Here is a 19,187-nt window from a genome sequence, read left to right as displayed (position 1 = left end):
GGATTGGGAATTGGGGATTGGGGATTGGGAATTGGGGATTGGGAATTGGGAATTGATATGAGAGTATATTCTCCTTTTGCCCCCTGCTTCATGATTTCTAGCTGATGGCTAAAGCAAAATGCATAATTAGTAAGAGGTGGCAACCTCCTACGTTGGAGTGGTGTCTCATCTTAAAGTAGTAGACGCAAAAACCTAGAGCGTCAATTAGATACTAGTGTGATTAGATGACCAGCATGAAATTCCAACTTTACTTAGGCTTTTTATTTTCCCAGATTAAAGTACGTCATTGGTGGGTAAGTGTCCTCTTATGGATTGCTTTGGTTGCCCCGGCGCAAGCGTCTGTAATTCTGCGCGTGGCAATTGAGAGGGGTGTTAATCAGGTAAAAGTGGGCAGTTCCACCACTGGGATTGTCAAGGATAGTACCGGACGAACTCTCGGACAGTTACCAGCAATGAGTGCGTATTATGCCCAAGCTATTCCTGGCGGAGTTGCTTTAGATAAGTGGCAATCTGGTTTATTTTGGATTGAGCCAACAGGTAAAGGATTCGTTTATATTGGCGATCGCTGGTATCGGGGCAGAACTCTGGTTGTTCCCACAGAAAAAGGCTTAACGGCTGTTAATTGGGTTGATGACCAAGAATATCTTTATAGCGTTCTTGGTGGGGAAATGGATGCTAGCTGGCCCCAAGAGGCTCTAAAAGCCCAAGCGATCGCAGCCCGCACTTATGCTCTTTACGAACGAGAAAAACAACGGAATAATCCCGTTTTCGATTTAGGCAATACCCCGGATCGTTGGCAAATTTACAAAGGTGTCATCAGTGAGGCTCCTGCTACTTACGCCGCAGTGGATTCCACACTAGGGCAGGTACTAACTTACAAAAACCAGATTATTCTCTCAGTTTTCCACGCTTGTTCTGGGGGACACACCGAAAATGTAGAAGATGTTTGGGGAAGCAACGAGCCTTACCTACGGGCTGTTCAAGACTACGATCAAAATATCAGCGAGTGTAATTGGGTGAAAACCTTCTCGCCAACTGAAATTAGCGCTAAATTTCCGGGAGTTGGCAGTGTGACGGCGATGACTCCAGAGACATACTCGCCTTTCCGCAGTGTGAAAGTCTTGAGAATTATCGGCAATAAGGGTACGAAGGTGCTACAGGGTGAGGAAGTGCGAACAGCCCTGAAGATAAAGAGTACCCGCTTTACCGTTACCAAGGGAGCCGATGGTAGTTTTGTACTGCAAGGGCTTGGCTACGGTCATGCTTTAGGTATGAGTCAATGGGGGGCGTACAATCTGGCTCGGCAAGGAGTTAACCACCTGCAAATTTTGGGACATTATTATCAAGGTGTAGCCCTAACACCAATTCAGGCGAAGTAGCGAACTTCTGTACTTATAGCAACCGTCAAGGCGGTTTGAGCATAAATTGAAAGTAGTCTCTTTTCTTGTAGAGCGATCGCTGTATATATGTCCTAACCACCAAGGCGGTTGCTATATGTTACAAAAGGCAAACAGGCTTAAAGCCCTTACTAATGACCAATGACAAAGGACAGCCTTTGCCATTTAGCTTTAATTGCACCAACCTACTTAAACTTTTGCTTCCAAAGACTTGAGTAACTCGGTATTCACACCCGATTCACGAGTCAGAGCAATTTTCCCAGTGCGGGCGATTTCTTTCAAACCAAATTTTTGCAACACCTGCACGATCGCTACCATCTTACCCGGATCTCCCACAACTTCTAAGGTGAGAAAATCTTCAGCTACATCCACGACTCGCGCCCGGAAAATCTGTGACAATTCGATCACTTCTGAGCGATTGCTGGTGCTAGCATTCACCTTCAAAAGCATCAGTTCCCTCTCTACGCAAGGGTTTTCGGTAATATCCTGTACCTTAAGAACATTGACTAACTTATATAGTTGCTTGGTGAGTTGCTCGATCACGCGATCGTCACCAGGTACAACCATCGTAATGCGGGAGACTCCTCCTTGTTCAGCAGGGCCAACAGCAAGGCTTTCAATATTAAAGCCGCGACGGGCGAATAAACCAGAAATGCGGGAAAGAACACCCGCCTCATCTTCTACCAGAACTGAAAGGGTATGTTTCATCTTCGCCAATAGAGGCTAGAGCAGGAATTGAGTAACGCAGACACTAGTACCACTTTGCAGAATTCACTCATTCAAAATTCAAAATTCCTTGAGTTTTAAACTCTTGACATTTTGTCAAATGTATGTTTTTTCTACTGTCATGTACTACTGCACTAATTGTCAGTGCGACCTTTTATTGTAAACTCAATAGTTGCACTCATTGCATTCTCTAAAGATAAATTGGGTAAAAATCATTCTGCAAGGAAGAGTTTCATTCAATGAATCTCTTTTCATAGGTAGATGCGGAATTTTGGTAAACCTTTTATACTCAGCTTTAATTAAGCCTCTAATAGGAGAAAAGTTTTTATGGGTTGGTTACAAAGATTATTTGGAATGGAAAAACCCGAAAATGCAGAAGTAAATCCTGCTCCGCAGTCAATAGCGCCAGATACTAGTAGTAACGTTGCTACGCAATCAATACCCCCAGAACGTTTAGGATTAAGCGGCGAATACGACCAAAGTGGCTTGGCAAAGCGGGTAGCGTTGGCATTCGATCAAGATCCCCAACTTGATGATGTTAATACCCTTTGGGTTGCTCAGACGGGTAGCACAGTGGTGTTGAAAGGGACAGTTCCCAGCCAAGAAATTCTCAATAAGATGGTTTCTGTAGCTAATTCTGTGAATGGTGCTACAGATGTTGACACTAACCAGGCCACGATTGGCTAGGCGTTAAGCAATTTAAAATTCAATAGTGGGATTGGCTAGTGCGATCGCTGCCATTGGATCATAATTTAGGAAGTAAGTGATGGCTGGCGATCGCTAACCCATCTCTCAATCCAATCTAAAATAGCTTGGTTAACTAGTTCAGGACATTCATCATGGGGACAATGCCCTACGTTTTCCAAATTCAGCACTTCCAACTTCTCGTTGTACTGGGCGAATTGGCTAGCCAGGGCTGGGGGAACAAACCGATCCTTTTGTCCCCAAATTAACAGCATCGGAATTGTTAAGGTTGGTAACACTATCTTGACGCTGGGACTAAAGTTAATTCCGATCGCAGCTTTGAACAAAGCACTAAAAGCCCTCGCCGAACCTCTGTCTTGGGGAGGGCCAGCTAAAATTTCTATGAGTTCATCGGTAATCGCCTCTGGGTTGGCGTAGGCGATACTAGCCCAACGACGCAGCACCCCAGGACGGCGCACGAAGTTAAACACGGGTTTTAGAATCAACGGCGAAGCGACAATATTTTTAATTGCTCTGACAACTGGTTGCAACACAGGCGGGATTGCTTCTTGCTCTAGCGAAGGGTCTGGTAAACTCATCATCACCATACCCAGCACCATATCGGGGTGGGTAGCTGCGGCGGCCATCGAAATCAGCGAACCGTTGGAATTGCCCACCAAAATCGCTGGTTCACGGATAAATGTTTTCCAAAAATCGTAAACCTGCTCAACCCAGAGTTCGATGCTGTAATTAGCTGCGGCTTTTTCCGAAGCGCCAAAACCCAGCATATCGATGGCGTAAACAGTGTGATTTTCAGCCAACACTTCTAAATTATGTCGCCAATGACCAATGGAAGCGCCGAAGCCATGTAGCAATATCAGGGGTGTTGTCTTCTGATGATTTTGGGCAGAGCGAATGTAAGTATAGCGAGTTTGCCAGCCGCGCCAAACCCAATCCCTTTGATTACCAACCCGCTCTTGCCAGTGTAGTGTAGTAGTCACAGTCTCCTTTAATTCATCAGCTTTAAATTCTATTGTGACATCACCCCGACCTGAAGGTGCGGGGCTTCCAAGAATTACTTCAAGGTTTTCCTAGTTGTTCCCTTTTCATGCTCTAATTTAGCTAGGTTTTTGGGGGTTGATAGTGTTGCAGATTGTTGGCTGAGGGCAGAAGGATCTATCCCAGGGCTATTTGGAGGATTTTTACGTAGGAAATTCCAGTTTATTTTATTTAAAAAAGCCATCTCTATAGCCAGTACTGTGTTAAGTATTCCCAAAAATACAGGAAATATAAACAATAGGTCGTTTTGACTGTTGACACGAATTATATTTTTTATCAACAAGAGAGTGATCGATTAAGAAAATATTATATTTATAGTTAGTCAGGGCTTAATTTTGACAAATAGGCTCAAATTTACTTGATGCATAGAATAATCACTTTGGATAGTTTCTAAATTAAAAACTACGATGTTATGTGAATATTAAATGACTCTTAAACCGTGTAACAAGGTACTCTTACATCCTGCTTAAATATGATATTTTATTGGAAAAAGCTTTGTTGTTGTCAGGTAGATTGATGACTCGAATTAATGGATTTGTCGGGCGACGTGATTTCTTAAAATTTGCCAGTTTCCTAGGTGTTGCAGCTACTGCTTTCGCTGATAGCTTTTGGAATCTAGAGCAAACTGCTGTTGCAGATATTCACCCAGTTAACCCTAATCCAATCAGTCCAAATGAAGCCATTAGACGCTTGCTAGATGGTAATCAAAGATTTATCCATCAAAAACGTCAATATCTCAGTCAATCACTAGAACGTCTACTATTAGTTGCTAAAGCTCAGTATCCCTTTGCAGCTATATTGGGCTGTGCAGATTCAAGAGTACCTGCGGAAATTGTCTTCGATCAAGGACTTGGAGATTTATTTGTCGTCCGTGTTGCTGGTAATGTGGTTAGTGATACGGTTATAGGTAGTCTGGAATACTCTACAACAGTATTAGGTTCGCGGTTGATTGTGGTATTAGGTCATAAAAGATGCGGTGCAGTCGCGGAAGCGCTCAAAAATGAAGCACTTCCTGGCAGAATTGGTTTAATTATTGAGAGCATCAAACCATCTATAGAAAGGGTAAAGTTTAGAACGGGTGATAATATGCAGGATGTGGTTATAGCTAACATTCAATATCAGACTGAAAAGTTGCAGGAAAGCTCAACAATTTTAGCCAAATTGCTTGGTGAAGGTAAACTAAAAATTGTCGGTGCTTGTTATGATATTGACACAGGTAAAGTCAACATTATTACTTGAATACTCTAGATTTTTTGGAGTTTTGATTTTAACGATATTTATAACTTTATTTATTAATTCAACCTTTATCGATACAAGGCACTGTCAAAGCTTGTAACAAATAAACCCAGCAGGGGACATATAACAAAGCCGCCTGCCAGGAAGGTATAGTATATTCTGGCCATGTTTGATTAGGTTAGCGCTTATTTATAAAAAATAATTGCGTATCCCTAGATACAATAACTAAATACTTTGGAAAACACAGTTAAGAAAAGTTACTAAATAGGTTAATTTCCAATTAAAACCAGCAATTTCCCAAATGGATAGATGACGGAGTGGAAGACAAGGGAGAATGATTGAACAAATTCTCTCTTGTTCTTTGCCAGTCCTCAATGCCCAATCCCCAATGCCCCATAATATAAGAAAGCGCTTCACACTTCTTAAATAATCAGCTTTATTAGAACAATGGCGAGAGACTTACGGGGATTCATTAAAATTCTAGAAGAAAGAGGACAATTACGGCGGATTTCAGCTTTAGTTGACCCAGACTTAGAAATTGCTGAGATTTCCAACCGGATGCTGCAAAAAGGTGGGCCAGGGTTGTTGTTTGAAAATGTCAAAGGTGCTTCCTTTCCGGTGGCGGTGAATTTGATGGGAACTGTAGAAAGGATTTGTTGGGCGATGAATATGCAGCATCCAGAGGAGTTGGAAACTCTGGGGAAAAAACTGAGTATGCTACAACAACCAAAACCGCCGAAGAAGATTTCCCAAGCGATAGATTTTGGCAAAGTGCTGTTTGATGTGGTGAAGGCGAAACCAGGATGGGACTTTTTCCCCGCTTGTCAGCAAGTTGTGCTTCAAGGTAATGATTTAGATTTAAACAAGTTACCTTTGATACGTCCTTATTGTGGTGATGCTGGCAAGATTATCACGCTGGGACTGGTAATTACCAAGGATTGTGAGACGGGTACTCCAAATGTAGGTGTGTATCGCTTGCAACTACAATCGAAAAATACGATGACTGTTCACTGGTTATCGGTGCGGGGTGGGGCGAGGCATTTGCGAAAAGCCGCAGAACGTGGGAAGAAATTAGAAGTTGCGATCGCACTTGGTGTAGATCCTCTAATTATTATGGCAGCTGCCACGCCCATCCCTGTAGATTTATCAGAATGGCTGTTTGCTGGACTATATGGCGGTTCTGGTGTGCAGTTGGCAAAATGTAAAACCGTCGATTTGGAAGTTCCCGCAGATTCAGAATTTGTCTTGGAAGGAACGATTACACCAGGAGAAGTCTTACCAGATGGGCCCTTTGGCGACCACATGGGTTATTATGGCGGCGTGGAAGATTCGCCATTGGTACGCTTTGAGTGTATGACACACCGGAAAAATCCGATTTACTTAACAACATTTAGCGGTCGTCCACCAAAAGAAGAAGCGATGATGGCGATCGCACTAAATCGCATTTATACGCCCATACTGCGCCAACAGGTATCAGAAATTGTCGATTTCTTCCTCCCAATGGAAGCTTTGAGTTACAAAGCAGCGATTATTTCCATTGATAAAGCATATCCCGGACAAGCGCGACGAGCAGCTTTAGCTTTTTGGAGTGCTTTACCACAATTTACTTACACTAAATTTGTAATTGTTGTAGATAAAGACATCAATATTCGCGATCCGCGTCAAGTCGTGTGGGCGATTAGTTCCAAAGTTGACCCAGTACGAGATGTGTTTATTTTGCCGAATACACCATTTGATACATTGGATTTTGCTAGTGAAAAGATTGGCTTAGGTGGACGGATGGGAATTGATGCGACTACAAAGATTCCGCCGGAAACAGACCATGAATGGGGTTCGCCTTTGGAATCTGACCCAGATGTGGCGGCGATGGTAGAGAGGCGATGGGCAGAGTATGGTTTAGCAGAGTTACAGTTGGGAGAAGTAGACCCGAATTTGTTTGGCTATGATATGAGGTAAGGTGGTGAACTACTCCGCCGTAAGACGGACGGAGCTTCCCAATTCATCGGGAATAGCTTCCAGAACTCCATAGTAAAAGACAAGTCTGACATTCCCTCCAAGGGCAGGAGTCCTGGTTCCCAAGACCCAAATCTTTCTCTTGCAACATATACCCTTACGGGTTCGGCACTTCCTTCAAGTCGGGGAACCGCAAGGGCGGAGTGCCTCACCTGTTAGCTTGGTTTTCGCTTATGGCATTGATGGTCAAGACCAAATAATTCTATCAGAAAATTCTGGGGATTCGTCATACATCTGATATTTGTTTTTGCTCTTGCAAAAAATCAATATCAGATGCAATCCTTATCCCCCGCTCCCTATCCTCACCTTATGAGTACATTGAAGGTGGGGACTTCCGCGACACGTTAAATAACAACATCGAAACAGAATTCAGGAGTCAGAAAGGGCTAAACGCCCCGCTACCGCTAACAGAATTTAGTTAGGTATTCTATACGACTGGCGGATAGCGACGCGAAAAGCGAGTCTATGAACGTCTGAATAATCGGCGTTTTTGCACCTCTACCAAATCTACTATTTGGTAGAGGTGCAAAAAGTCTTAATTTCTAGGTGAGAGTTTATTGCTTATTAATAATAGTGTACAAACCATTGCACCTAACATATAAACCATAGACGTGTCAGCATCCTTTAAAATTAGAATATAAAACATAGAGAACACTACAAAAACAAGTACCGTTATTTTCAACATAAAATCTAACAATTTCAATCATAAATACTAGGAAAAATACATCAAAACTCTAGCTCACGTTTTTTACTATTGTTGAGCGCAGAAAAATATTTCAATTTCTAATAGCATTTAATATTTCAGCGTGGAGAAATTATTGGATCGCTATTTCTAATATATTTCTTAAGTGATTGTTTACCTGATTGTAACTATGACAGTTTTTTTTGTGGTAGTAACTAACCTAGACAAATGTACTTCTACCAAGTATTTTTATAAAAAAAACTGTTTCATAAATCCGATCCAATTTTATTGACCAAGATTTTTACTATTCTCACCTCTTTGGGCCCTATTCTCCCTGCTACCAACACTAACTTCAATTTAGGGACTTCCAATTAAAAAAATATCCAATTTTGTAGGGTGCGTTAGCGACAGCGTAACGCACCGCCAGATATCTCGGTGCGTTACGGCTTTCGCCTAACACACCCTACTGTATATTTTATTTTTTGGAAGTCCCTTATCCGGGGTCGAATCCCATGAGTGAATGCTCCTCTTGCTGTCGCTATTGCAGTTATCACTGGTGGTATGAGTCCATAATCGGGCGGTCTGTATTGCCTCTTGGAAGATTAGATGAAGCCAAATTGCATCTATTAAGGTTTAAGCGCAAGAAAAAGTAAAAAGTTGCAACCAAATAAAGGGTGCGATCGCAAGCAAGCCTTGTTCAAATAAGAACGATTAAGTTAAATAGCTAGTAAACCATTCAGATAAGCGCAACGTACAGACAGAGCCTGATTTTCTAAAATTTGCGTTGTTTACCGCCATAGGCATCGCACGGTTTTTTCAATGCTTTCTAGGTTGTTTAATTGGGCGGGGTTTGTTTCTTCATATAGTATGCTTGCTAGTTCTTGCAGACAGGCTTGCAGACGTGCTTGCTTTTCTTGAGTTATCGCGGCTTATATATTTCCCTCTATTTTGCCATCACTAGTAAATCTGCCAAAGTGGGATGCTCCCCATCTGATGTACAACGTCGAGAAGTACAAGATTTGTTCCATTTAATCGAAAACCTCCACAAAGTTGGGGGTTAACTCAAACGCTTGAAACTCTTCCCAGGCTCTACTATGGAAAGGCCGGGTTGAGGCAGCTAAAGCCTTATTTACTTGCTTGTAAGGGGAAACAAGCGCAAAACTTCGGTCATTATCTCGATAAACATCGCGATGCCTGCGGGGGGCTACGCCTACGCATCATTAAATTACGAATATCATCAAGCTGAACAAATTTGTTCGATTGGTTCTGGGTTGGTTGAATCTGCCGTTAAACAGGTTGACCGTCGAACTAAGATTTCCGGGGCGCAGTGGAAGCGGGAAAATGTGCCTCAAGTCTTTGCCCATCGTTGTGCTTGCCTAAATGGATTATTGCCTGTTTGAGCCACTTGAAAAAGTGAGATGCTCCCAACAGCCCTGCATTCAGGGGGGGATACTACCTAAACTGAGGTTCCATAAACCGCAGAAATATGTATAGTCCAATACTATTTAAATTTACAGCTATTGATGTTATTGTTTTTGTAGACAAATAAGCAGTTACTTAATGGTTAATCGATGCTTATACTCGACTTCATCTAAGTACGAGATAGAGCCAATTTATTTACGAAACATGGAATGACAGTATCATCTATGCTGCGTGGGCAAGTTGGATTGCCATTGGTGACAGGTAAGCTAAAACACATTTAATTTGCATATTGAAATTTTCTCAATTTCTTGTGGGGTGGGCAACATAAGCGCCCTAATTATGCAAATTAAATGCCGATTAGCTTAGTTTATTAGCGCAGGGGCACTGAGTCATTTTGTCATGCGTTAGTCTAAACTCCAGTATTCAATATTTCGAGATTTAAAAGGTGTCAACTATGACTTCAACACTACCGACTCCAGGAACACACTACTACCTAATTAATAAAGAAAGCGGCAAAGCTTTAGATGTAGTAGCTCATAGCAAGATTGATGGCGCTAATGTCCAACAGTGGACTAAGAATCAAGGTGAAAATCAACAATGGCTCCTCCAAGATGCTGGTAATGGCAGTTTCAATCTAATTAATAAAGAAAGCGGCAAAGCTTTAGATGTAGTAGCTCATAGCAAGATTGATGGCGCTAATGTCCAACAGTGGACTAAAAATCAAGGCGAAAATCAACAATGGCTCGTGCAAGATGCTGGTAATGGCAGTTTCAACCTAATTAATAAAGAAAGCGGCAAAGCTTTAGAGGTAGCAGCTCATAGCAAGATTGATGGCGGTAATGTCCAACAGTGGACTAAGAATCAAGGCGAAAATCAAAAATGGATATTTGAGGCTGTAACATCTTCTTCGTCCTCACATTCAAACTTGGTCAAGCTTGAATACAAAATCAAGGGTAAGAACGAAACCATTATTAAAAAAGACTGTGAATTACTTGTCGTAGCTTGCGATCCCAGGAACTTGTCTAAAATTTGTGATTACACGCCTACAGAACTCGGTATCTTCGGCAAGTTGATAAATTTCACATTCCATACATCGCTACTCCAAGTCGAGGTTAAATCTCCCCAGAAACATGCTGTCATCTTTGCTCCGCATTCATTGGATGTAATGGACGGAAGTGTCTATGCATTTCGTAACGAATCTGCCAAGCAATTTGGAATAGAGGTTGCCAATGGGATGCAGCATAACTTGGTGACGGTCTATCAATTAGTAGACGAAAAGAAGCCATTGTCTGCCAGCGATTTTGAGAAAATACTTGAACAGCAATTGAAAGACAGCAAGTGGTGGCCATTCTCTAGCAATTACACGATACTAGAAACTGTGACTACGCCATACTTCGATCACTTCTCCAATGAAGACTTGAAAAAGGGCTTGCCGTGGGAGCTTCTGAAATCGCAGGGACAAAATAATACCTTGCATGTGCATGGATTCACTTGTTTTGAATCGGCCTTGCATTGCTGGGATTATGGCGAACTGATGCTTAACACTGTGGACAGTGCCAGACATGCATTGCCAACGAACTTAGAAGCGCCCATTGTCATCTTGGGTGCTGGCGTTAGCGGTCTCTTGTTTGCTGTTAGACTCAAGAGGTTGGGATACACCAATATAGAAATTCTGGAATCAACCGACCGATATTGTGGAAAAACCCATACCTTCATTAAAGACGGGCCTTATCCGAGCGGTTCAACTGAAAAGACAGTCTGTGAGTTAGGCACATGTTATTTATCACCTGCCTATTCTAAAATGACCAAGGATCTGGAGGAATTTTTAGAGGGCAACGATCAAATCGATTTCGTTAAGAATAATCCGAATTTTAGAGGAATTGTCACCACAGAGGAATTTCCACCAACTTTTCATGTAGATACCATAATTGAATATCCCACATACGTCGTTTTTAAGGCTTTAGCCTTACTAGGTCTCCCCCAAGATTACGATCCAAACACGTTAAAACTTCAAATTTCTGTTGACCTGATCAGATACAATATCCTTCATTGGGAAATTATGGGTCAACAAAGTCCGATGCCACCAGAGCCACCAACGGCATTGCTGGAAAAAACTTTTTATGAGTTCTTGGAAGACAACAGTCTGCTTTCCCTTGTGGGCATGATGGACTATATCTATGCGGTGCAGGGGTATGGTGTGATGAAAAGCATCCCCGCTTATTATGCCTTAGTCTGGATCACACCTATCGTTATCGAGACGATTCTGCTCGATAATTTGACTCAAGAAAATAAACCCGTTATAACCGCATTGAAAAATGGTTGGGGCAATTTGTGGGATCAGATAGTAACAAAAGAAAAACTTCATATTATCTATTCGGCGGAGACTACATCGATTAAACGTAAGTCCTGACCGACAAATCAAAACGCAGTAGCCCACCAGTTCTCGGTTAGCTCATTTTCGTTGCTTATTACTCCTCTATTGCTTGGTGGATAAGCTTTTTAAGCATTTTAGATTTTAACTCAATAAGATAATCTAAAAAAGCTCTTAATTATATCCAGCCAGTTTTTGTTGGAGTTATGAACGAATAGAAATCAGAGAGAAAAGGGTGAAATTTGACAGGAAACAGAATTGTTATGTGTGAGATAAAAGTTACCTGTCAAATCTAAGGCAATGGAGTTGATGAAGAATGGAAATCAAGGATAAAATTTTCATTCCTTCATCAACTTTCCCTGCGATCGCCAAAAAAAGACAATCAGAGGTAGTTGTGCCATGTATTCCTGAACTGTCTCAATTAGTACACACTTCTTTGCAACCGAAATTTATTCCATTAATCAAAAGCTCTGAGATAGAACATGAAACGTCTTGTTGTATGTTGTGATGGAACTTGGCAACAGTTAACTAGTCCTTGCCCAAGCAATGTGATTAAGCTTGCTCAGACAGTGAAACCGACCGCTAGTGATGGGACTCCACAGATCGTGTTTTATGATGAGGGGGTTGGAACAGACAGTCAGGCTACTAAACTTATAGGCGGAGCCACCGGACTAGGGATCGATAAAAATATACAAGATGGCTACCGTTTTCTGAGTCTTAACTATGTTCCAGGCGATGAAATCTATCTGTTCGGGTTCAGTCGAGGTGCTTACACAGTCAGGAGTCTAGCGGGAATGATCTATTGCTCAGGTCTGCTTGAACGCTCTCATATTACCGACGCACCTTATGCTTACGAGCTTTATCGTGACCGAAACATTAAACCAAAGGATGAAAAAGCAGCCAAATACCGTAAAGAAAAGGGCGCTCGCGTCCCGATCGCCTTGCTTGCTTGCTTCGATACCGTCGGGGCCCTTGGTATCCCAGGAATACCAGCTTTCAACCAGTTTAACGAACAGATAAATAAGAAATACAAATTTCACGACACCACTTTAAACGATTGTATACAGAATGCGTTACATGCTGTTGCGATCGACGAAATCCGCGAAATCTTCGCTGTCACCCCAATGACGAAAAACCCTGATGCTGAAAACCAGAGGGTTATTGAAGTTTGGTTTCCCGGCGAACATGGCTGCGTCGGCGGTGGAACGAATGAACACAAGGGGTTATCAGACGCAACCTTGCAGTGGATGATGGATTCAATCACCGATACTCTGAAATTGGGGCTGGAATTCGACCCAAGTGTCATTCCAGGGGGTATCAAGCCTGATTATAACTGCCATTTTAAGAACGATCCTGGGTTGTTCAAATTGGCAGGAATCAAGCTGCGTTCTGTGAGCGATCGCATTGACGATCTTCACGAAAGCACGATCAACCGTTGGCAAACCATAAAGGACTACCGTCCCAAGAATCTAGAAAGGCTTGCCGAAAAACTTAATTTAAAGTGAAGCGGACTCAATACGGTTCAATTAAGGGGGTTAGTGTCAAGGGGAAAGAGTGAATGGCACTAAGAAAAGGGAAAATCGTTGAGGCAGCAGGGGTGCAGAGGAGCGGAGGAGCAGGGGAGAAAGAAGCAATCCCAGCCCTTGCGATTGCTTCGCTTCGCTCGCAATTACTGTAATTAATTTTGCGTGGTTAGTTATCTTGGGTTATGAAGCCAAATTGCATCTATTAAGGTTTAGGCGCAAGAAAGTCACACGATCGCTTGCTGGATAAATATTTTTAGGAATTAGGTCTTTCTGGCTTCGGCGATCGAGAGTGCTGATTACTCAGCATTGAGTTCGCTATCCGATTAGCTCAATTGTAGCGATCGCAGTTGAAGGGGAGCAATGCGAAAAAGTGAGCGCATTGTCAAATGAGTCAGGGAATCAAGGGGAGACTCAAAACTAAATTTGTCATTAGAGAGAGTTTGTTTTATTATAAAATCCGCCTCCAGGTGCTAGCAAAAAGTCTGGCAGACAAACCATTATGCTATCTGGCGTGTTTGTAAACATTGTGCAATCAATCACATTGCGATCGCCTACGGCGGGCGGCTACGCCATCGCACCACAATACAGCACAACATAGAATTTGACGGGAGGAGACTGCGTGAGAATTGGTGCTAACTACTTGGGTAACGGAGAGTGTGAATTTACAGTTTGGTCTCCGCTATTAGATGGCGTTACAGTAAAAATTTTAACTCCAGAACAGCAGTTAATTCCCCTCAAGCCTCAGTCTGAGGGATACTGGCAAACGAAAGTCAGCGATGTGTATCCGGGTACGCTTTATCAGTATGTCTTAAATGGCCAAGATACTTTTGCCGATCCCGCGTCGCAGTATCAACCGGAAGGGGTACATGGGCCGTCTCAAATTGTCGATCGGCAGTTTCAGTGGACTGATGAAGGGTGGGCAGGTATTCCTGTGGAGTCGATGATTTTTTATGAACTCCACGTTGGTACTTTTACACCAGAAGGAACTTTCAGTGCGATTATTCCCCGCTTACCGGAACTGCGGGAACTGGGAATTAATGCCATTGAAATCATGCCCATCTCCCAGTTTCCGGGAGACACTCATGTTGAACCTTCTCTTGCATATCGCAACTGGGGCTATGACGGCGTTTACCCTTTTGCTGTTCAAAATTCTTACGGTAGCCCAGCCGAACTGAAGGAACTGGTAAATGCTTGCCACCAAAACAATATTGCTGTAGTGCTGGATGTGGTATATAACCACTTTGGGCCAGAAGGCAACTACATGAGCCAGTTCGCGCCCTACTTTACTAAAACCTATAAAACGCCGTGGGGCGAAGCGCTGAATTTCGACGATGCCCATAGTCAGGGTGTGCGAAATTATTTTATCGAAAATGCCCTTTACTGGTTGGGCGAATTCCACATTGACGCATTGAGACTTGATGCAATTCAGGCAATTTACGACTTGGGAGCCAAGCATTTTTTGCGAGAATTGGCGGAAGCAGTTCATCATTTCTCACAACAAGGGCAAAAATGGAAACGCCATTTAATTGCTGAAAGCGATCTGAATAATCCGCAAATTATTCGTCCGGCAGAATTGGGTGGATATGGAATCGATGCCCAATGGAGTGATGATTTTCACCACGCATTACACACCCTGTTGACAGGCGATCGCCAAGGATATTATCACGATTTTGGGCAGCTTGCTGATTTGGCAAAAGCTTACAATGATAGTTTTGTCTACGATTGGAAGTATTCGCCCGATCGCAAAAGATTTCATGGCATAAGTTGCCGCGATCGCAATTTCTCACAGTTTACAGTCTGCATTCAGAATCACGATCAAATCGGCAATCAAATGAAAGGAGAACGCCTCACTGAGAGGATCTCTTTTGAAGGATTGAAGTTAGCTGCTGGCGCTGTGCTACTCTCGCCTAACTTACCCCTGTTATTTATGGGAGAGGAATATGGAGAAACTGCACCCTTCATTTACTTTGTTAGTCACTCCGATCCCGATTTGATTCAAGCAGTTCGAGCCGGACGCAAACAAGAATTTGAAGCATTTCACTATGCAGACGATCCCCCAGATCCCGAATCGGCAGAAACTTTCCTAAAGTCTAAACTCAATTGGCAATTACACAATGAAGGTAATCACAAAGTTCTGTGGAATTGGTATCGCCAGTTAATTAATTTACGCAAGACGCATCCAGCACTTTTAAATCAAGACCGCAATTTCATCGAAGCGACTAGCGATGAAGATAAGCAGGTGGTCATCGTGCGTCGTTGGTGCGAATCAAGCGAACTAATATTTGTGATGAATTTTAATTCGTCTTCAGTGAAAGTAACTTTGCCAATTCAGCAAAATGCTAATAAGTTGTTAGACTCTGCTGATACCTCATGGTCTGGACATGGTTCTGAAGCTGCTGAACATCTATCTGCGGGAGAAGAAGTGGAATTGCGACCTACTAGTTTAGTACTGTATGAAAAAGGATGAGGGAGAGTTAGAACTTAAGGGATTTCCAAGTAAAAAAATATTCCGTCGCAGAGGGACAAGGGGGACAAGGAAGACAAGGGAGACAAGGAAGAAAGAAGTCTAGTTGAGTAGACAAATTGAATAATTTATTTTTTGGAGTTCCCTAAAGTTTCAGCCTCATAACCTCAAGTTCCAAGCTCAAAGGTTCAACGTTCAGGCTAAAAGGTTCAACGTTCAAGCTCAAAGGTTCAACGTTCAGGCTAAAAGGTTCAACGTTCAGGCTAAAAGGTTCAACGTTCAGGCTAAAAGGCTCAACGTTCAAGCTAAAAGGCTCAACGTTCAAGCTCAAAGGTTCAACGTTCAAGCTCAAAGGTTCAACGTTCAAGCTCAAAGGTTCAACGTTCAAGCTCAAAGGTTCAACGTTCAAGCTCAAAGGTTCAACGTTCAAGCTCAAAGGTTCAAATTCCCCCACCTCTAAATAGGTTTCAGATAAGATCCCCCCGCCTGCGGCGACCCCCTTAAAAAGGGGGTAAAAATCGGGAAAAGCCCCCCTTTTTAAGGGGGGTTAGGGGGATCTCCGAGAGACAAACATGTTAACCAAACCGTATCGCCCCATCTCTTATTACAACAAACTCATGCGAATTCCTACCGCCACCTATCGAATTCAGTTTACACCCCAGTTTGGTTTTGACAATGCTAAAGCGATCGCATCTTATCTAGCAGATTTGGGTATTTCCGATTTATATGCCTCCCCCATTTTCAAGGCCCGATCTGGGAGTACCCACGGTTACGATATAGTAGATGCCACTCAACTTAACCCAGAACTGGGAACGAATGAATCCTTTGATGCCTTAGTTGGCGAAGTCCAATCTCTAGGTATGGGCTGGTTACAAGATATTGTGCCCAACCACATGGCCTATAGCAGCGAAAACGATTACTTGATGGACATATTGGAACACGGCCCAGATTCCAGTTATACTGACTACTTCGATCTTTCTTGGAATGCTCCCTTTGGCGATCGCCAAGAGCGAATCCTCGCACCGCTACTAGGAGATTTCTATGGTGTATCCCTAGAAAACGGACATATTCAACTTCAATACGAACAAAACGGTTTAACCGTAAACTATTACAGCTTAAAACTGCCGCTAAGATTAGAATCTTATACAAAATTTATTACCCATAATCTGGGCAAACTCACACGCACACTCGGACGCAATCATCCCGATTTTATTAAGCTATTAGGGATTTTGTATATTCTCAAAAGTGTGCCCTCAGAAGTCGCGGGAAAACAGCGACAAGACCAAATCGCATTTATTAAAGGATTGGTTTGGGAACTCTACACCACAAATGATGCCATCCACGAATTCATTGACGAAAATATCCAAACTTTCAACGGAGAACCAGGTAATTCAGAAAGCTTTAACTTGCTAGATGAATTACTAAATGACCAATTTTACCGTCTTGCCTTCTGGAAAGTCGGGGCGGAAGAAATGAACTATCGCCGTTTCTTTACCGTCAACGAACTTATTTCCGTTAAAGTTGAAGAAGTGCGAGTTTTTAATAACACTCATAGCCTAATTCAAAAGCTAGTTGAAGAGGGCAAATTTACCGGCTTACGCATTGACCATATTGATGGACTCTATAACCCAATCCAGTATCTAGAACGGCTGCGGGAAAAAACGGGAGATGTTTATATTACGGTCGAAAAGATTTTAGAACTCACTGAAGAATTGCCAGAAAACTGGGCAATCGAAGGGACATCTGGATATGACTTTCTTAACTATGTAAATGGCGTATTTTGTCAAACTGAAAATGAATCATCCTTCGATAAAATCTACCAGAATTTTATTGGTTCAAGAGCAGATTATGCCTCGGTAGTGAAGGATAAAAAGCACCTGATACTAGAAAAGAATTTAGCGGGTGATATTGACAATTTGGCTCTTTTGTTAAAGAACATTTCTAGTAAATATCGTTATGGCAATGATTTTACGCTGAATGGCTTGAAAAGAGCGATCGCCGAAGTTCTAACCCTGTTCCCAATTTACCGTACCTATATTACCCCCGATGGAATTGGGGATAGCGATCGCGCTACCATTCAAGAAGTAATTAACCAAGCCAAAGAACAAACGCCCCTGTTGCAGCACGAACTGACCTTTATTGAAAAGTTAATGCTGCTTGAGTTTGATAACTCTCTGACTCAAACAGAACGGGAGCAGTGGATATATTTTGTCTTGCGGATGCAGCAATATAGCGGGCCGCTAATGGCCAAAGGTGTAGAAGACACCACATTATATGTTTACAATCGGTTGCTGTCGCTAAATGAAGTCGGGGGAAATCCCAGTCATTTTGGGATTGAATTAGCCAAATTTCATGCCTTTAACAAACAGCACCAAGCAACTTGGCCTCACACAATGAACACCACAGCTACCCACGACACCAAACGCGGCGAAGATGTGCGGACCAGGTTGAATGTGTTGTCAGAAATCCCCGATGAGTGGGATCGGCAGGTAAATACCTGGAGTGCTATTAATCGAGGAAATCGCAGTCATCGCCACGGGTTTGCTATGCCCGATCGCAACGATGAGTATTTTATCTATCAAACCTTTGTAGGGGCGTTTCCTTTTGCGGAACAAGAACACGCATCCTTCGTGGAACGAGTGAAAGATTATATAATTAAGGCAATTAGAGAAGCAAAAGTGCATACAGCATGGTTGCGACCTGATAGCGAGTACGAACAAGCTTGTACTTCCTTTATTGAGAAGGTACTCGATCCTTCCATCTCTGAGGAATTTCTAAAAGCCTTTCATCCCTTTCAACAGCGAATTGCAGACTATGGGATATTCAATTCCCTTTCCCAAACTCTACTGAAGATTACTACACCTGGCGTACCCGACTTTTATCAAGGAACAGAACTTTGGGAATTAAGCCTAGTCGATCCAGATAATCGCCGTCCCGTGGATTTTGAACAGCGACGTACTTACTTAAGCGCCATCCGCGAACAAGTGAAAACAGATATTCTCGGACTGATTCAGGAGTTACTGAACGACAAAACAGACGGTAGAATCAAACTGTTTTTAACGGCTCAATTACTCCAAGCCAGAACAAACTATGTTTCATTGTTTCAGGATGGCAACTATCTGCCGTTAGAAGTTCAGGGAACCTACGCCAATCAGATTATCGCCTTTGCGCGACAGGAAGGGAATCAAACAGCGATCGCGATCGCGCCTCGCTTTTTAACAAGCCTCATCCAGCCTGGAGAAAACCCCTTGGGTGAGTCAGTTTGGCAAGATACGCACCTGCTATTACCCTCTGGAACTTCCCCCACCTGGAAAAACGTTCTCACTCAGCAATCTTTAGAGGTAACAGAAACATTATCTATCGGATCTGCCCTAGCTGATTTTCCAGTTGCTCTATTGGTTAGTAGTGCCGAGTAAATAATTCGTGATTCGTAATGGGCTACGCTAACGTAATTCGTAATAAAACTCTCTAAGAGTCCGCAAGCGTCATTAGTAATTACGAATTATGATGAATCTGTCTCACGCAGAGAGAACACCGTAACCCGGATTTCTCACCACACCTCTCAAAGCCCGTGCTTGTGCAGGGGAGCAGGGGAGCAGGGGAGCAG

The 19,187-nt window shown here is 42.8% G+C and carries 12 protein-coding genes and 2 pseudogenes; 10 read left to right on the top strand and 4 right to left on the bottom strand.

Going from position 1 to position 19,187, the window contains the following annotated elements; all coding sequences use genetic code 11:
• The first annotated feature begins 233 nt into the window (after positions 1 to 233).
• Positions 234 to 1,379: a SpoIID/LytB domain-containing protein gene (locus CDG79_RS32280; RefSeq protein ID WP_094345767.1), complete on the top strand. Its 1,146-nt coding sequence runs from the start codon at positions 234 to 236 to the stop codon at positions 1,377 to 1,379.
• Between the two features lie 207 nt (positions 1,380 to 1,586).
• On the opposite strand, the gene ilvN is transcribed toward CDG79_RS32280, so the two are convergent.
• Positions 1,587 to 2,105 carry an acetolactate synthase small subunit gene (gene ilvN / locus CDG79_RS32275; RefSeq protein WP_094332668.1) on the bottom strand — a complete coding sequence of 173 codons (519 nt, stop codon included), beginning with the start codon at positions 2,103 to 2,105 and terminating at the stop codon, positions 1,587 to 1,589.
• Positions 2,106 to 2,450: 345 nt separating this feature from the next.
• Between ilvN and CDG79_RS32270 the strand changes: the two genes are divergently transcribed.
• Positions 2,451 to 2,810: a BON domain-containing protein gene (locus tag CDG79_RS32270; protein ID WP_094345765.1), complete on the top strand. Its 360-nt coding sequence runs from the start codon at positions 2,451 to 2,453 to the stop codon at positions 2,808 to 2,810.
• A 65-nt stretch (positions 2,811 to 2,875) separates the two neighbouring features.
• On the opposite strand, the gene CDG79_RS32265 is transcribed toward CDG79_RS32270, so the two are convergent.
• Complete coding sequence (locus tag CDG79_RS32265; protein ID WP_094345764.1) at positions 2,876 to 3,808, bottom strand: alpha/beta fold hydrolase; 933 nt, start codon at positions 3,806 to 3,808, stop codon at positions 2,876 to 2,878.
• Between the two features lie 574 nt (positions 3,809 to 4,382).
• Here CDG79_RS32265 and CDG79_RS32260 point away from each other — a divergent pair.
• Entirely contained in the window at positions 4,383 to 5,105 is a 723-nt protein-coding gene (locus CDG79_RS32260; RefSeq protein WP_094345763.1) for a carbonic anhydrase, read from the top strand.
• 444 nt (positions 5,106 to 5,549) lie between these two features.
• Positions 5,550 to 7,058: a UbiD family decarboxylase gene (locus tag CDG79_RS32255; protein WP_094345762.1), complete on the top strand. Its 1,509-nt coding sequence runs from the start codon at positions 5,550 to 5,552 to the stop codon at positions 7,056 to 7,058.
• Between the two features lie 1,542 nt (positions 7,059 to 8,600).
• Here the strand turns inward: CDG79_RS32255 and CDG79_RS44275 are convergent.
• Positions 8,601 to 8,720, bottom strand: a pseudogene (locus CDG79_RS44275) (ISKra4 family transposase); the annotation flags it as partial.
• Positions 8,721 to 8,789: 69 nt separating this feature from the next.
• Between CDG79_RS44275 and CDG79_RS32250 the strand changes: the two are divergent.
• The 5 genes and pseudogenes from CDG79_RS32250 to treZ form a co-directional block, all read left to right on the top strand.
• Positions 8,790 to 9,197: pseudogene (locus CDG79_RS32250) on the top strand (ISKra4 family transposase); the annotation flags it as partial.
• Between the two features lie 476 nt (positions 9,198 to 9,673).
• Entirely contained in the window at positions 9,674 to 11,629 is a 1,956-nt protein-coding gene (locus tag CDG79_RS32245; protein WP_094345761.1) for an RICIN domain-containing protein, read from the top strand.
• Between the two features lie 277 nt (positions 11,630 to 11,906).
• Positions 11,907 to 12,098: a hypothetical protein gene (locus tag CDG79_RS41580; RefSeq protein WP_143855641.1), complete on the top strand. Its 192-nt coding sequence runs from the start codon at positions 11,907 to 11,909 to the stop codon at positions 12,096 to 12,098.
• Positions 12,073 to 13,095, top strand: a complete 1,023-nt coding sequence (locus tag CDG79_RS32240; RefSeq protein ID WP_094345760.1) for a DUF2235 domain-containing protein — start codon at positions 12,073 to 12,075, stop codon at positions 13,093 to 13,095. Before CDG79_RS41580 ends, CDG79_RS32240 begins: the two co-directional genes overlap by 26 nt.
• A 640-nt stretch (positions 13,096 to 13,735) precedes the next feature.
• Positions 13,736 to 15,583, top strand: a complete 1,848-nt coding sequence (gene treZ / locus CDG79_RS32235) for a malto-oligosyltrehalose trehalohydrolase (RefSeq protein WP_094345759.1) — start codon at positions 13,736 to 13,738, stop codon at positions 15,581 to 15,583.
• 142 nt (positions 15,584 to 15,725) lie between these two features.
• Here the strand turns inward: treZ and CDG79_RS32230 are convergent, their stop codons facing one another.
• Positions 15,726 to 16,016: a hypothetical protein gene (locus CDG79_RS32230; protein ID WP_223278460.1), complete on the bottom strand. Its 291-nt coding sequence runs from the start codon at positions 16,014 to 16,016 to the stop codon at positions 15,726 to 15,728.
• Between the two features lie 181 nt (positions 16,017 to 16,197).
• Between CDG79_RS32230 and treY the strand changes: the two genes are divergently transcribed.
• A complete protein-coding gene (gene treY, locus CDG79_RS32225) occupies positions 16,198 to 18,996 on the top strand; it encodes a malto-oligosyltrehalose synthase (RefSeq protein WP_094345766.1) in 2,799 nt (932 codons plus the stop codon).
• Positions 18,997 to 19,187: the final 191 nt, after the last annotated feature.

It is taken from the genome of Nostoc sp. 'Peltigera membranacea cyanobiont' 232 (genome assembly GCF_002245985.1).
In the GTDB taxonomy this organism is placed as follows: Bacteria; Cyanobacteriota; Cyanobacteriia; order Cyanobacteriales; family Nostocaceae; genus Nostoc.
Note: the sequence above shows the minus strand (reverse complement) of the source record. Positions and strands in the feature narration are given on the sequence as shown.